The following is a 14905-nucleotide window of genomic DNA, read 5'->3' on the forward strand; positions in this document are numbered from 1 at the left end:
TTCTACTATGGCAGGGCACCCTTATTGAGGGCGCCCTTCAAATTAACCTCATTGATGTGCAATCCACTTTTCTCAGAAGACATTAATTCGCAGAGTCAGACTGAGTTGGTGACTCCTTTACTTCAACAGGTACCGGTTCAGTAGGTTTATTTGACAGCTTTACAACTGCTTTTTGAAGAATCAAGGAGTTCGGATAAGTAATCAAATCCTCCCCTCTTCGAATTAACACATGAAAGAGCGCAATCTCTTCAACTGTACCACTGATGTCATCGTCTTTATCAATAATCTTAATTCGATCTCCGACACGGTAAGGAAACCCGAAGAAAATAATCAGACTGGCCGTAATATTGCTCAGGATGGACCACTGAGCAAAGAGAGCCACACCTAACACCGCAAAGATAGACGACAAAAAGATAGTGACCTGAGAATACTCGATTCCCAAGACGGTAAAACCTAAGACCGCATAAAAAACAATAAGCACTAACGTCAGGGTTTTATTGATGTACTTTGTTCGATAGCTACTGACCGACTTAGATTGACCAAGACTAATGACGGCTTTATTCAAAAACCGAATCGTTAGAACAGCCGCAACGAGTATTAGCGAAAGAAGTAAAAGCTTCATTTGTCTTTCAGAGCCTCATCAATCATATTTAACTTATCGTGAAGCCGCATGATCTCTAGTTCGAGCTTCAGGTTGATTTCATACGTGGCTTCTTGTTTGACCCGATCTTTTGCCGCCTGCCGATTCTGCGACATCATGATAATAGGTGCTTGAAACGCAGCAAGCGTCGACAAGCCCAAATTCAGAAGAATAAATGGGTAAGGATCAAAGGGCGTTTCAGAGACCAGAAACAACGTATTAATAAGAATCCAGACAAGAATAAATCCGAAAAACAAGCCAATAAAAGCCCAGGACCCACCAAACTTTGCAACCTTATCTGCGACCCTCTGCCCGAACGTCAGGCTCTCACGAAATGTTTCGTTTGTATTTTCAGAGACCGTTGTATGCTCTGCAATACTTCCAATAACACGCTTCTCAGCCTCGTCCAAATCTTTAAAAGATTGACCAAGCAAGGCTTTGGCTAGGTTTTCAAAATATTTCTTCACAGATATCTCCATTGCATACTGACAATCATAAACGGCAGTCTATCCCACTCATCCTAAGTGTAAACCTTACTGTTTGTTCCACCTGTATTCCTGATAACACCTCTTAACTGAATTCAGGCACTCACTATTTTGAATTAACTCTAAACCGTTCACCTAGCAACTTAATCAGCATCACGGTTCATTTAATCTCTACTAATCAGCGCCTGATTTTTTAATTCTAAATCATTAGGAACAACCTGACTCATTGCTAAAACATCTCAGAAGTATTAATTCTGAACCAAGTAATCAAACTTTAATAATCACTATTGATCATAATCTCAAAAAACAATATTTCTCATCCCAAAACGCACCACCTAGGTGCAACACACAGTTGCAATTAATAATTATTTACACAAAAATGTCGCCTTAGGATATTTTCATATAAGGATATAACAAAAATGAAATTCACTTTTATCTCGCACGTACTTTCACCAGCGCTACTGGGAAGTCTTATTCTGACTGGATGCGGAGGCGGTGGTGGCAGTTCTTCCAGTTCACCCAACCCTACCCCAGCAGAACCTGACACCTTTCTCTCATCAATAACCCCTAACGGCAATGCAACGGGTGTAGCACTCGGCGCAACAGTCAAAGCAGAGTTTTCTAAATCACTACTTGCAAGCTCTATCAATCAACAAAGCTTGACCTTACGGTTAAATGATCAACTTTTGACCACAAATCTAACAATTGATGCAACTGGTAAAGCGATTGAGGCAGAGAGCCTTACCGAGATGGGACTACTCTGCGAATACACTGCAACCATCAGTGGGAACGTCAGTGATCAGGAAGGTAACACATTAGGAAATGATTTTACCTGGCGCTTCACAACACGGGATGGTCAATGGCAAACAGCTCAAACCCTGGATGACCAAGATAATGTATTTCAGACCTATCTAAATCAGCTAGACCTTTATGATAACGGTGAAGCCTTTGCTCTATGGTCTAACGAAGTTGGTGTATTACAAGGAAATGCCTACTTCAAGCGCTACGAGAATGGACAATGGCAAGAAAATCCTCAACAGATCAACACCCCGGGAACTGACTTAAATGGGGGTGAAGTTGCCTCGAACAGCCAGGGAGATATCATCATTGTTTGGCGAGAACAGAATAATTCGGAGTATCAAATTTACGCCCGATATTATGATGCCACCAATGACCAATGGAGCACCGTGGATCAACTACCAAGCAGTAATAATGATGTGGATTCACGCTTTGACGTGGCTATTTCAGAAGACGGCATCGCTTATGCCGCCTGGTCACAAGAGAAAACTAACGGCGATTTCGATCTATATGTTTCGAAGTATCTTCCGGGACTGGGCTGGCAAGCACCAGATATTGCTCTGACAGAGGCAGAAAATGATGACTATGCCCCTCGCATCGCCATTGATCAAAACAATGATCTTTTATTAATCTGGATGAACATATCCCCTGACGACCCAACACAAGCCGATATTTATGCTCGTCGCTTTCTTAACGAAACTGGTGACTGGCAAGATGTCGTAGCGTTTGACGTTGATGCTTCAAATAATGTCTCTCATTCTCTAACGATGAACGCGAATGGCCAAGCTATTGTTACCTGGAATCAGGTGGATGACGTGCAATTCTCCGACAGCCTTTATGCCAGATATTTTAATCCGGACGTAGCTGAAAATAGTGGCTGGGGAACAATTCAAACAGTCGAAAAAGAATCGGGTAAACCAGGCCGTGCCTTTGTGACTCTGGACGACGATGGGAATGCCCTTTTAACCTGGCAACAAGAAAGCGATTCTAATGAAACTGCATCGACCGAGCTGTTTGCCAACTTCTACAATGTAGCCACATCTACATGGCTTACCACCCCCGTCGAACTTGGTACAGTAACTAACATCAGAGACAGATATATCACGAACAGCTATCTCTCAAGAAACGCTAACGGCAATGCCATAGCAACCTGGTCCACTCCAGAAAATGACACATATATACTTCACAGCAAATATTTTAATGCCACAACGAAACAGTGGGAACAAACCCAAACAATTGAAACCACAGGCTACAAGTTGGGTACAGTTAAAGCAGTTGTAGACCATCAAAATCATGCGCTCGCTGTTTGGACACAACGAGTCAATGACATGGATAACGTATATGCCAGCCGATTCAATGTTTATACAAAAGCCTGGACAGACTCAACCTTACTGAGCCAAAGTCCTCCGGTGATTCGTGACTCCGCAATTACCCTAAACAACAAAGGGGAAGGCATGTTGCTTTGGGAGCAAGGATCAGGATCTGAAAGTACAATTATGGCAAGAAGCTTCCAATAAGCTTATTGGTATAAAACGTTATGAAGAACTAAGTTATACCTACAGCGACCCTGACAAGTTTGGGGTCGCGTCTTATCTAAGCCGCAAAAACTTCGCCCTCATTTCTACCCTAAAATAACGAAAACATACTGTTTTCCAACTTGAGCAGCTTCTGTTTAAGGGGAATCCCACCACCATAACCTATAAGCTCTCCGTTGCTGCCAATTATTCGATGACACGGGATGATTAACGCAATGGCATTAGCACCATTGGCACTGGCAACTGCCCTCACAGCGTTTTCCTTACCGATTCTTCTGGCCAACTCCAAATAAGTAGATGTTTCTCCATAAGGAACTTCCCGTAGAGCATCCCAAACACGCTCTTGGAATTCAGAGCCTACAGTCAGTAAAGGCAAATCAAACTCAGTTCGCTGCCCCAAAAGATACTCATCTATTTGGCTTCTGGTTTCTGCTAACAAAAGATCATCTTGCTCTACAAACTTTGCCTTCAAGCCCCGCTGTACACGCACATCCACAACGCTTCTCATCTTTCGATATCTAAAATCCAAAAGACAAAGGCGCTCACTGTAAGAACCCAAAATAAACTCTGCTTGAGGTGTCTTGTAGTATTGGATATTGATGGTACTCAACGCTTAAATCCCTTAAACCGTGGTACGTAAGAAAAGGTTACTATTGGATATGAAAGCAACTACGTGCTTTCGTTTTAGATCTGAATTGCTTCAAGATAGCAATATAATGCGCCCAAACATAAATTACAGGCATAAAAAAAGGCAAGCTTAATGCCTGCCTCTTTTTTTATCGTAGACTTTAAGAATTAAAGTACAACGATGTCCTCTGCTTGAGGACCTTTCTGGCCTTGAGTTACTTTGAACTCAACAGCTTGGCCTTCAGCCAAAGTTTTGAAGCCAGAACCAGTGATTGCGCTGAAGTGAGCGAATACGTCTGGACCAGACTCTTGAGCGATAAAACCGAAGCCTTTAGTTTCGTTGAACCACTTAACGGTTCCTTTAACTGTATTAGACATAATAAACATCCTGAATTTTGATAAGTTTCACCAATAAAATTGGCATTTGTTTGAAATTGACACCTAGAAACTGCAGGACGATGTGTTACGAAGAATACAGCGAAATGTAGATTTTTACTTAGGGTACTTTATTTCACAGAACTGAACTATACAGAGCTGAATTCCGTACGTCTACCTTTTTGCCAAAATATTTTTAATTAATTTTAAAAGCCATAAACCGGATTACAAAACGCCCCCTACTGTTCGCAACATAATTACAACCAATTCAATAAGTTATAACATTTACAACTACCTTAACCAGAGCACCCTACACATGAAATAAAATAGAAAACACAAGACAAAAGCGACTTAATACCACATCAATGACGATAAATAATTGGTTGATTTAGTCATCTAAACCCCAGTCACAATAAACCCATCCGGTTTGCTCGCCATCTGTCAGAACATCACGTAAAGGGCCCTGACAATCTCTATATCCACTTTGAATTCCGAACAGGCCAAACCATTTTTTTCGCGACAGTCTTACGATTCACATCGATCAATTCCCAGGCATTAATCTCGTCTAATTTATCCAACAGCGCATCACTTGGTACATACAACCTGGGAAGCAACATACCTATGCTATGAACTCTTACAACTGATTAACTTCCCAATATTTTCATGGGCAAACCAAGAATAGGACTTTGTGAGTCAGCAAAGCTATAGATCACTAAAATGTGTCCTGCCGAAACAAGAAAATACCAAACCGCCGAGAATAACTGTCCATAGGTATCAAGTGGAACCAAGTGCGAATACTGTCGTTGCCGCCATTCAAAGACAATTTCCAGCGACCCCACAATCAAGAAGAAGACCAACAGAGCTAATCCAAAAGTGTAGGACAACCATAACCCCAGCCCAATGCCCGCCATACATACAGAAAGACCTACCCACGAGCGCATGGAAAAACTGATACTTTTTAATATGTGTCCACCATCCAGGGGCAAAATTGGCAATAAGTTAAATAGATTTAACAACGAACCAAGCACTGCAGCACCCGCAAACAATTCAAGGCCGGTAATAGCGAATAACAACCAACAACCCAGTGACATAAATAAGCCAAAACATGGGCCCATGATAGATATCACTACATCCTGCCATCGGGTATTTATTTTATCGTCAGAAACCGCCAAACCACCCACAAAAGGTATCAAATAAATGCCTTTCGTCTTTATGCCAAAGTATTTCATGGCTCTAACATGGCCGTATTCGTGGGCGACTAAACAAGCGATCAGCACCAGCGCAAACTCAATAGAGAATAACCACGCATAACCCGCAACCGAAGCCCCAGCCAACGCTGCTTTGACCACTTTCGCACTTTTTAATAATTTAAACGCCAGTGCTGCCAGCCCGATGAGACTGGTGTGCTTTTTCTCTTTTACCAAATGTCCATCGCTGGGCAACGGGCACTGACCACTTTCTTGTTGTCGTTCCCCTACCCATAACTGATAGCAGAGTGTGTTGTCTTGTGCTTGTAAATTCAAGCTGATAGATACGGTTGAATCAGGCTGGCCTTCAGGTTTAACCTGCAATTGAAAACGGTGCACAATTTCATTGATTTGTACGTTTGCCAGTTCTGCGCAGCTCACCTGTTGCTCGCCCCAATATAGGCGTTGAACTGCTTCATTGTCAGTGGTCAATCGTAATGGTTTGCCCATTAACTCCAGCTTTAATAGCTCTGCTGCTTCTGGGGTGGGTAAATCGGTTCGGCTTTCTTCTAAGTTAGACAAGTGAAATAACTCTCGGTGAAAATAATCAAGCAAGTGTACTGAAATTCATCATCGATTTTAAACGTCTAAGTGGATTCGCTCTGATCCTATGAAGATATAACTCTTTGCTTCAATCACATCTAAACCTCAGTCACAATAAAACTGTCTGGTTCGCTGATCATCTGTCGGAACATAACGTAAAGCACTGCCAAAAATATAAGACTGAATAGGACAAAGCCAATAATCATAAAGATATGAATGGTAGGGATAATTACCGCACTTTCAGGATCATCAGGGTCATAGTGTACTGGAATAACTTTCGTGCTCGGAAACTCTGCCACTAAGGCTTGCGCTTCTTCCTCGGAGTAACCAGGGATGGCACCGGTAATGTCTCGTTTATTTTTTTTGTGATAAAAGTCATCACCCACGGCATAGACGTACTCTATCCCTACTTCGTAATGAGGATCAGCACTGCTTCCTTGAGTATAAATTTCTTCAATCCAGGTTTTAACAACCATGCCCTTGGTAGTAGGCCAATCAAAGGACGCATGGGCCTGCCACAACACATAACCGGACACCAACACACTGAGTAAAAACAGAGAGAACATGAACCAAATAAAGTACGAAACTTGCGAGATTTTAAAGGATTTCATAACCACCTTATTATTGAAAATAACTAGCTATACAGGAGAGAACCTACGCTTAAAAGAAAGTCAACACGATAACCGCCGCACTACATATCAGACCTTCATTAACGTATCGCCAAAACAGCCAAGATACATTTTGGGGCGGATCTTTACGAACATACTTAAGACGATCTTGTAAGGTTCCAGAACGCCAGATACTGAAACCTATCACCAATGCAAGCATCACGAGAGATGCAAAAAAACCTGACCACGACCGAGTACAAAAATAATAGAAAGATCTAATCGCAAAAAGGCTAGCCATGATTAGAGTTTTAGAATGAACCAATGGCACTGCAAAAGCCCTACCGTTGCTTCATAAACGCGACAGCCAAGCCGGAAGAAACAAACGTCACCCCTGCTCCAACATTTAAGCCAGACACAAGCTTAGGTCGGTTTCTCAACCAGTCTGATAGTTGAAATGAAAATACCCCCATCAAGCTGAAACCGATGGCCGTTAATAGCGCAAACCATACACCATAGCCAATCATCTGACCTGTCACGGAACCTAAACTCGGATCAACAAATTGAGGAACAAAGGCGAGCACGAACATCCCTGGTTTTGGGTTCAGTGCAGCCGAAAGAAAGCCTGTTGAGAAGATAGTTTTCAACGGCTGTTTTTTCGCAGGCTCCAATGAGAACAAGTTCTTCGAGCGAAGGACTTTAACACCCAACCAGATCAGATACGCAGCGCCAATAATCTTCACCACGTAAAAGGCTATTTCAGACGTTTGGATCAACAGAGTTAGTCCAAAGGTGGCTGCCATCACGTGAAACAGAATGCCAGCACCTGACGAAAGGCCAGAAACGGTCGCAGCCAATCGACCTTGGCTTAACCCTCGCCCTACCGCAAGTAAGTTGTCCGGCCCTGGTGAAATAACTAACAGTAAACAGGCAAGCGTGTAGGTGATGAATACTTCAAGCGGGAACATAAAAAACCTCCTTGTTATGTTGGCTTGGCAGTTATGCTTAAACGCAGTTCCATTGCTGCCTGCAGACACTTATAAAGAAAGGAAGTAATTAGAACACAAGGCAATACCTAGACGCATTCAATATTTAACTAGAAGGACAAGAAATAACTTCTTACTTCACCTGCCAAGAGTAATCTCCATTAGGTTCTATCAAATAAGCTTGGATTACGAAATCTATCACAAATATGCTTTTTAACCTCCACCGGCTCCCCCCAAATGTCATTTAGAGAAAATAACCGTTCAAATATAGTGATCCCCAAACCTTCTGCAGTACATTCACCTTTATTTTCTGGAGAAGTTATCACAGCAAGCGTCATTCCACTTAAGTAGCCTGATGGAAGATTCCAATGATCATTACCAATCGACATACCACCATTCTGATTGAAGGTTAGTCGTGGATCTAATTCACCTTCATGCGCTATAGGTGTTCGCCCAAATTTATAAAGCGCCTCTTCAAATGTCATACCATCAAATTTGCACCCTTTAAAAACGTTCCCAGTTCCTACAGCCGAAATCAAAACCTCTTCATCTTTCAGAAAACTCTTGATTCTCTGCCCGACACCAGCTTTTGGCCGTCGTTTTTTAGCAGTTCTATCAATTGCAGGAAATAGATTTATCAATGCTCCTTCATAGTCATTTTCTTGCAGATGTTTTATGCACTGCTCAATTCTTCGGCTTATACCTGTGGGTTGGCTCATAAATTAACCTAACAGCAAACTTGGCGTACAAAACGCATCTCAATTAAAGTATCTTCTGATCGATTAGTTCATTGGATACCACTGAATCAATAACATTAAGTATCTTAGTGCAGACTTAGAGTTTTGCCAGTCAGAGTCGGGATTTTGCTTCTTTAAATGTGTTCTCAAAGACTCATGAAATAGTTTTCTGGACTTAGGAAAGGACGACCTATCCCAGAAAACTTGAAGAGAAAAGAAGAAAGGTAAAACCTACAGAACCCTACACCACCGCCATGCCCGCAATCCTGTTCCAGTACCCATTACAGTGTTGTTCTTTGAGCGGCAGCACTTGGTTCTCCCCTGCTTCCATAGCCTGTTTTAAGTCCGCGACTATCTCCAACACTTGGTCATGTTCCGGCACGATTCTGAGATGGGTTGCGCCTTTGGCGACAAGGTCTTGCCATTGGTTGAGCAGGTTCAGGCATTTGCCCGATTGAGTTTGGATGCCATTAAGAGTGAAGATTTCCAGCCCATCCTGACTTTTAGCTTTGATTCCTTGCGGGTGTTCGAGGCAGATGAATTTACATTGGTCTTTCGGGTAATCGTAGTGGCGTGCAGTGTAGCATCGCGCTGAGTACGCAAGAGTCATGTGGCCGTAGGCCATGATTTCTGTTTCGATGGTCTTTAATTGCGATGCTTTATAATCTGCCACAATAGCAGCAACCTGATCACCGGCCATTTCCAGTTGTGGCAACCAACGAATCGCGCCGGATTCCGCCAGCACGGCAAGCGAGTCAGCGTTGTAGATGTTCATCGCAGGGCCGATCACGAAGAACGCATTGAGATCAGAAAGATACTTCACCGCAGCCATGTCATTGGCTTCCACCAAATAGCCGTCTTCTGCCGCACGCGTACAGAGTTGTTTGAGAGAATGCAGTTCGGATTCAGCTTCAATCAAGGCCAAGGTGGATAACACCACTTCTTTGCCATGTTCGACAAGGTGTCCAGCGATTTCAAACCAGTCGTCCAATCTTAGTTCACGGCGTTTGGAGCAGACGGTTTCGCCAAGATAGACCACATCCACATCCGATTTTGCTACTTCTTGATAGAATGCAAGAACACGATCTTTTGGCCAGAAATACGGTAAAGGAGCAAGAGAGATTTTTGTTGGTTGAGCTTGAGTCATAATCAATTCCCTCTCTATTGCCACGGACGTGAGTAGGCGCCAAGCGTAGTTTGCGCGCCTTCGGATAAGGTTTGTAAAGTGCTGAACCACTGGGCTTCGGTTTTAAAATCCGCCGGGTTTGCCATCAATCGATCAATGGCTTCTCGCCAAATGCCGACTACCTGCCCCACATAGGCAGGGCTTCGCTGACGCCCTTCAATTTTAATGGCCTTAACCCCGGCCTTATGAAGCTCAGGAAGGATGTTTAATGTGTTCAAACTGGTAGGCTCTTCCAATACATGATAGGTCTTGCCTTCAGCCTCAAAACGGCCTTTGCACAGGGTTGGATAACCTGCCTTCTCACCTGGTCCGTAACGGTCGATGACCACATCATTTAAGCGAGATTCCAACACATCGCCCTGTTCTTTCCATTCCACATATTTGGCAGGCGAACACACGCCTTGAGTATTTGGAGATTCCCCTGTCATGTAGGAAGACAGATAACACCGCCCTTCCGCCATGATGCATAAGCTACCAAAGCCAAAGACTTCTACATCCACTTTGTTGGATTCAGCCACCTGTTTCACTTGTTTCAGCGATAACACGCGAGGAAGAACGGCCCGACGAATATTGAAACGATCCACATAGAATTCCAATGCCGCATAGTTAGTGGCTGAACCTTGTACGGACAAGTGAATTGGAATGTTCGGGTACTTAGAGGTGGCGTAATCCATGACACTAAGATCCGCAGCGATCAGAGCATCAGCGCCAATATCCGCGACACGGTCAACGGCCGTTCGCCATTGTTGGATATTGTCTTGCTGCGCATAGGTGTTAATCGCAACAAAGAGCTTGGTGCCGTTGTCTTGAGCGTATTTAATCGCTCTCAGAGCTTTCTTGTCATTAAAATTCAACCCAGAAAAATGTCGGGCGTTGGTATTGTCTTTAAAGCCTATATAAACGGCGTCCGCCCCTTTATCGACGGCAAGCTGAAAGGTGGGTAAATTCCCGGCGGGACACACTAATTCCATGGAAGCTGAGTCCATATATTCTACTCCTCAAGGCACTGTTGATTTACTCAAAACCCAGCACCCAATCCTGACTAATTTAATCGGATAACAGGCGCACTCTACTCTGCACAGCGAATTTGGCCTTGATGTATATCAACACAGACAAAGAACAGATGCGTTCTAATAGTCACGTTTTATCAGGAACCTTACAGGAGTTTTAAACGATGCTTCCGGTCAAAACGTCACTTGCTAAAAGCCTGATCAGTCGTCTTCCGACGCCGTTGGACATCGTCCGTCGCCCTGCGTATTACGCGGCATTGCCGGTTCGTAGAAGCCCCGAACTAATTCAACAGAAAATCATTCAGAAACTAATGAGTGACGCACTGAAAACCCCCATTGAAGACGGAGACTTTGATTGCCTGATTGATCGGAAGGTAAAAATCAATGTTGTGGATGCGGATTATCAATTTTGTATTGGTTTGAATGCCGGTAAGGAACTCCAGGTCACAACCAACCAGTTATCAAATCTGGAACCTGATACCGAAATTAAGCTGGACAGCGATGCCATCATTAAAATTCTGACCAAGCAAGTGGACCCCGACACCCTCTTCTTCCAAAGACGGTTATTGATTCTCGGGGATATGGATTTAGGCCATGAAGTGAAGAACACACTGGATGCTATTGAGCATGAATCACTGCCCAAATTGGCTCAATGGATCATGAATAATTTAATGCCGAGAGTGGCGCAAGTGAAAACCTGGGGACAGGATTTGGCGGAAGCCATTCAGTATCGGGAGTCGCTGCAAGGAAATCGCTAACCAAGCATAGTTGAGTGTATGAACGCACTAGTAAGAAATAACTGGGGAGAAATCAATCTCCCCCGCCGCCATCACCACCGTCGCCGCCACCAAAATCATCACCACCCCAATAGCCACCGTCACTTGATCCACCACTTCCGCCAGGGCCGTTGCCACCGATCATCTTCACTAACCCAATCAATACAAACAGTGTACAGGCGATTGGGGATACCAAATTAAAAAAGACCTGTTCAGAGTCTAAGTCTGTTAGCATCGCAAAACCTATGACGCCCGCTACAATAACAAACCAGGGCATAGCCACCTCCTAATCTCTCATTATCAATGCGACTCACTCGCTATCGCGAACGTACTTACTATCATGTACCTACTTATTATCATGTACCTATTTGCTATCGATATTTCGTGATAACACGATATTTAGCCACCAAATAAAGCATCCCCCAACAAAATACATTCACGTAAATAACGCAACCCTAATAACCAACTGTTTTAGTCAGGTATGGCACAGTTTCTGCCTCAACTCTCAGTACAACAACCTATGAAACACAACGATCTATTAAGCACAGTATTAACTAAGCATAGTAGAGACTAGGACTTAAATGGATTTAGAGGTACCAGCCATGACAATAAACACTGCATCCATCGATTCGTATGTAGATGCCCCACCAACACAGCCCACGTTTGATCCAAAACGCATTCCGGGAAACCCGGCAATTTGGGTCGGTATCTTTTCCGAACTCAGTGAGTTCGCCATTTTCTTCGTCATCTATTTCATTGCCCGAGCGCATTATCCAGAGGAGTTTCTTCAGGGGCCTTCAGAGCTTCATACCACCGCAGGCACTATCAATACATTAGTGTTGATCAGCAGCAGTTATTTTGTGGTGAAAGGTATTTTTGCACTAAGGAATAGCCAGCCCGAATCTGCAATCCGTTGGCTTTGGATGACGGTCGGGTGTGGGCTCATATATCTGGCGTTGAAGTACTGGGAATATCAATGGAATCTGGATCGAGGCATTGAAACTAACACCAACAACTTTTTTGCGATTTATTACTACACCACCTTCAATCACATGCTGCATGTTGGCTGGGGAAGCGGCGGTATTATCTGGGCGATCTTTAGAATTAAATCCGGCGCATTTGACGCAGATAATCATGGTGGATTGATTGCAGCTGCCTGTTACTGGCACATGATTGATCTGGCCTGGATTCTGATTTTTCCGCTTCTATACGTTCTACGTTAGACCCAGAATCAAAAAAGGAAACTTAACGAGGTACTTATGAATACACCTACTCGGCCAGTCCTTTCCAGCAAACATCTGGATCGCCTTTGGTTAGCCATGATCGCTATGACTTTATTAAATGCTTTCATTGCAGAAAAAGCCGAACCAAGTGCGCTGATCGCTGTTGTTATCTGCAGCATGATTGTTATCAAAGCGCGCCTGGTGATCGACTATTTCATGGAATTAAAAGAGGCGTCCCCTTACATCTACTACTTAATGAACGCCTACTTTTATATCTTTCCCTTTATTGCACTTCTGGTCTGGCTGTATCCGGAACCGCTTGCGGAATTAACGCGCCTCAGCCGATTTTAAATATCAACCAGGACATTAAAGCCACCAAAAATCATCCGCTGCCCATCGAACGGCAGTGGATTTTCTTCCATGTTACAAATCGGATCTTTCATAAATTTAGCCATGCCCTCATCTCGCACTTCCTTTGACGGCCAGATTATCCATGAAAGCACTACTGTCTCATTCTCCTTACACTTAACCGCCATAGGAAACGACGTTAATTTTCCCTCAGGAATGTCATCCCCCCATGCGTCAACGACACGTTCGGCGCCAAACGATTTAAAAACCTGAGCGGCTTTCTCAGCATGAATACGATATGCCTCACGACTATCATTCGGTACAGCACACACAAAACTGTCCAGATACCCCATGATTATTCTCCTATGCCACTTTAACCCCGATGAACAGGCGCTTAATAACCTATATTATTTTCGTCCTGAAGCTCACGAACCGGCCGAATCTCAATGCAGCCAAAACGTGCGGGTGGAATTTTGCTGGCTGCCTGAATGGCCTCGTTCAAGTCACGAACGTCCAATAGATAGAAGCCCGCTAATTGCTCTTTGGTCTCCGCAAATGGGCCGTCGGTAATGTCTACCTTGCCATTGCGAACACGAAGCGTTGTCGCTGTTTCTGTTGAGAGTAACGGTTCGCCGCCAATCATATGGTTTTGAGCTCGCAAAGACTCTCCGCAATCAATGCATTCACGATTCAAGGCATCCCATTCGACCTGGCTCAGTTCTTTCATTTTTGATTCGTCGTAGTACACCAATGCAATATATTTCATTTTCTAACCTCATCCCTTACCTTTTTTACTCGACTGCTGGTGGCAACATCACCATCCAACCCATACCAAATTTATCAGTAACCTGTCCGTAAAGAGGTGACCAGAACGTTTTCTCTAGTGGCATACGTACCGAACCGCCGTCGGCCAAAGCAGAGAAAACTCGCTGCGCTTCATCTTCTGAAGATAAGGTCAAAGCCAGATTAAAACCGCTGAATGAATCCGCATCGTTACAGCCATCAGAAGCAAGAATTCTCATATCACCAATGGAAAATTCACAGTGCATTACCTTGTCTTCAAAGCCTGCCTGCAATAATTCTTCAGGCAGCGGATCAGGGCTTTCATTGAAGCGCATCAACAGTTCCACATTGGCTCCTAGATGCTTCTGATAATACTCAAGCGCCTCATCACAACGCCCAGAGAAGAATAGATAGGTGTTTATTTTGGCTTTTTGCATGGAAAGGTTTTGTCGAAGCGCGCCTTCCTGCTCTTTAACCTTGCCGTCTGTGTCTACGTCTTCAAAATCTGCCATTTCAAATAACGGACGAATTTCAATATCAGAATCGTCTTCCATTGGGTTCGGGCACTGTTTAACCCACTCAACGGCTTCATCCAACGACTGCACATTCCATATCCAATACCCCGCCACTAACTCGTTGGTCTCCGCAAATGGGCCTTTGGTAATAGAGCGATCCTTACCACTGAACCGAATTCGGACACCATTACTGCTCGGTTTTAACCCTTCGCCCAGCTCCATAATACCTGCGTCAACCAGTCGCTCATTGAATTCACCCATCGCCATCAGTAATTCCTGACTCGGCATTTTCCCTGCTTCTGAGCTTTCCGTTGCTTTCACCATAACCATGACTTTCATTGTCTTTCTCCTTGCTATTGTTAGATCGAAAACTGATAGATAAAAACTACTAAATTAAAAAAGAGCACTGAACTTGTGTTCTCTACAAGGTAGTCGAATGAGCTTTCAATAAATCGACAATCCGTGAAAAAAATTTTTTATTTTTTT

Annotated in this window: 18 protein-coding genes; 4 read left to right on the forward strand and 14 right to left on the reverse strand. The window is 43.7% G+C overall.

Features of this window, described 5'->3' with window-relative positions; genetic code table 11:
* Positions 1 to 82 precede the first annotated feature (82 nt).
* Together QQL66_RS12345 and QQL66_RS12350 are read right to left on the reverse strand one after the other, a co-directional pair.
* On the reverse strand, positions 83 to 622 hold the full coding sequence (locus QQL66_RS12345) for a mechanosensitive ion channel domain-containing protein (RefSeq protein WP_284381758.1): 540 nt from the start codon (positions 620 to 622) through the stop codon (positions 83 to 85).
* Positions 619 to 1107, reverse strand: coding sequence for a DUF1003 domain-containing protein (locus tag QQL66_RS12350; RefSeq protein ID WP_284381759.1), 489 nt, complete (start codon positions 1105 to 1107; stop codon positions 619 to 621). The genes QQL66_RS12345 and QQL66_RS12350 overlap by 4 nt, the downstream gene beginning before the upstream one ends.
* Positions 1108 to 1544: 437 nt before the next feature.
* Here QQL66_RS12350 and QQL66_RS12355 point away from each other — a divergent pair, with 437 nt between their 5' ends.
* Positions 1545 to 3440, forward strand: coding sequence for an Ig-like domain-containing domain (locus QQL66_RS12355; protein WP_284381760.1), 1896 nt, complete (start codon positions 1545 to 1547; stop codon positions 3438 to 3440).
* Positions 3441 to 3549: 109 nt separating this feature from the next.
* On the opposite strand, the gene QQL66_RS12360 is transcribed toward QQL66_RS12355, so the two are convergent.
* From QQL66_RS12360 to ubiU, 8 genes are all read right to left on the reverse strand, one after another.
* Positions 3550 to 4068 carry a methylated-DNA--[protein]-cysteine S-methyltransferase gene (locus tag QQL66_RS12360; RefSeq protein WP_284381761.1) on the reverse strand — a complete coding sequence of 173 codons (519 nt, stop codon included), beginning with the start codon at positions 4066 to 4068 and terminating at the stop codon, positions 3550 to 3552.
* Between the two features lie 185 nt (positions 4069 to 4253).
* A complete protein-coding gene (locus QQL66_RS12365; protein ID WP_284381762.1) occupies positions 4254 to 4463 on the reverse strand; it encodes a cold-shock protein in 210 nt (69 codons plus the stop codon).
* Positions 4464 to 5104: 641 nt separating this feature from the next.
* Positions 5105 to 6229 (reverse strand): site-2 protease family protein, encoded by a 1125-nt coding sequence (locus QQL66_RS12370; RefSeq protein WP_284381763.1) that lies wholly within the window; start codon positions 6227 to 6229, stop codon positions 5105 to 5107.
* A 119-nt stretch (positions 6230 to 6348) separates the two neighbouring features.
* Positions 6349 to 6861: a DUF3592 domain-containing protein gene (locus QQL66_RS12375; RefSeq protein WP_284381764.1), complete on the reverse strand. Its 513-nt coding sequence runs from the start codon at positions 6859 to 6861 to the stop codon at positions 6349 to 6351.
* A gap of 335 nt (positions 6862 to 7196) precedes the next feature.
* Positions 7197 to 7823, reverse strand: coding sequence for a LysE family translocator (locus QQL66_RS12380; RefSeq protein WP_284381765.1), 627 nt, complete (start codon positions 7821 to 7823; stop codon positions 7197 to 7199).
* 179 nt (positions 7824 to 8002) lie between these two features.
* Complete coding sequence (locus tag QQL66_RS12385) at positions 8003 to 8560, reverse strand: hypothetical protein (protein WP_284381767.1); 558 nt, start codon at positions 8558 to 8560, stop codon at positions 8003 to 8005.
* A 259-nt stretch (positions 8561 to 8819) separates the two neighbouring features.
* On the reverse strand, positions 8820 to 9725 hold the full coding sequence (locus QQL66_RS12390) for a U32 family peptidase (RefSeq protein WP_284381769.1): 906 nt from the start codon (positions 9723 to 9725) through the stop codon (positions 8820 to 8822).
* Positions 9726 to 9739: 14 nt separating this feature from the next.
* Complete coding sequence (gene ubiU / locus QQL66_RS12395) at positions 9740 to 10735, reverse strand: ubiquinone anaerobic biosynthesis protein UbiU (protein ID WP_284381832.1); 996 nt, start codon at positions 10733 to 10735, stop codon at positions 9740 to 9742.
* A gap of 203 nt (positions 10736 to 10938) precedes the next feature.
* Between ubiU and ubiT the strand changes: the two genes are divergently transcribed.
* Positions 10939 to 11532: a ubiquinone anaerobic biosynthesis accessory factor UbiT gene (gene ubiT / locus QQL66_RS12400; protein WP_284381771.1), complete on the forward strand. Its 594-nt coding sequence runs from the start codon at positions 10939 to 10941 to the stop codon at positions 11530 to 11532.
* A gap of 52 nt (positions 11533 to 11584) precedes the next feature.
* Here ubiT and QQL66_RS12405 read toward each other — a convergent pair whose 3' ends face one another.
* Positions 11585 to 11827: a hypothetical protein gene (locus tag QQL66_RS12405; protein WP_284381773.1), complete on the reverse strand. Its 243-nt coding sequence runs from the start codon at positions 11825 to 11827 to the stop codon at positions 11585 to 11587.
* Between the two features lie 325 nt (positions 11828 to 12152).
* Here QQL66_RS12405 and QQL66_RS12410 point away from each other — a divergent pair, with 325 nt between their 5' ends.
* Positions 12153 to 12773, forward strand: a complete 621-nt coding sequence (locus QQL66_RS12410) for a cytochrome c oxidase subunit 3 family protein (RefSeq protein WP_284381775.1) — start codon at positions 12153 to 12155, stop codon at positions 12771 to 12773.
* A gap of 36 nt (positions 12774 to 12809) precedes the next feature.
* On the forward strand, positions 12810 to 13124 hold the full coding sequence (locus QQL66_RS12415) for a cytochrome C oxidase subunit IV family protein (RefSeq protein WP_284381777.1): 315 nt from the start codon (positions 12810 to 12812) through the stop codon (positions 13122 to 13124).
* Here the strand turns inward: QQL66_RS12415 and QQL66_RS12420 are convergent.
* Genes QQL66_RS12420 through QQL66_RS12430 form a run of 3 tightly spaced genes read right to left on the reverse strand, consistent with a single transcriptional unit; the run spans position 13121 to position 14758 of the window.
* A complete protein-coding gene (locus QQL66_RS12420; RefSeq protein WP_284381779.1) occupies positions 13121 to 13474 on the reverse strand; it encodes a DUF1428 domain-containing protein in 354 nt (117 codons plus the stop codon). The two genes, QQL66_RS12415 and QQL66_RS12420, sit on opposite strands and share 4 nt — an antisense overlap.
* 41 nt (positions 13475 to 13515) lie before the next feature.
* Positions 13516 to 13887, reverse strand: coding sequence for a YciI family protein (locus tag QQL66_RS12425; protein WP_284381781.1), 372 nt, complete (start codon positions 13885 to 13887; stop codon positions 13516 to 13518).
* A 25-nt stretch (positions 13888 to 13912) separates the two neighbouring features.
* Positions 13913 to 14758 carry a YciI family protein gene (locus QQL66_RS12430; protein WP_284381783.1) on the reverse strand — a complete coding sequence of 282 codons (846 nt, stop codon included), beginning with the start codon at positions 14756 to 14758 and terminating at the stop codon, positions 13913 to 13915.
* Between the last annotated feature and the right edge of the window lie 147 nt (positions 14759 to 14905).

Source organism: Litoribrevibacter albus (assembly GCF_030159995.1).
Taxonomy (GTDB): Bacteria; Pseudomonadota; Gammaproteobacteria; order Pseudomonadales; family Litoribrevibacteraceae; genus Litoribrevibacter; species Litoribrevibacter albus.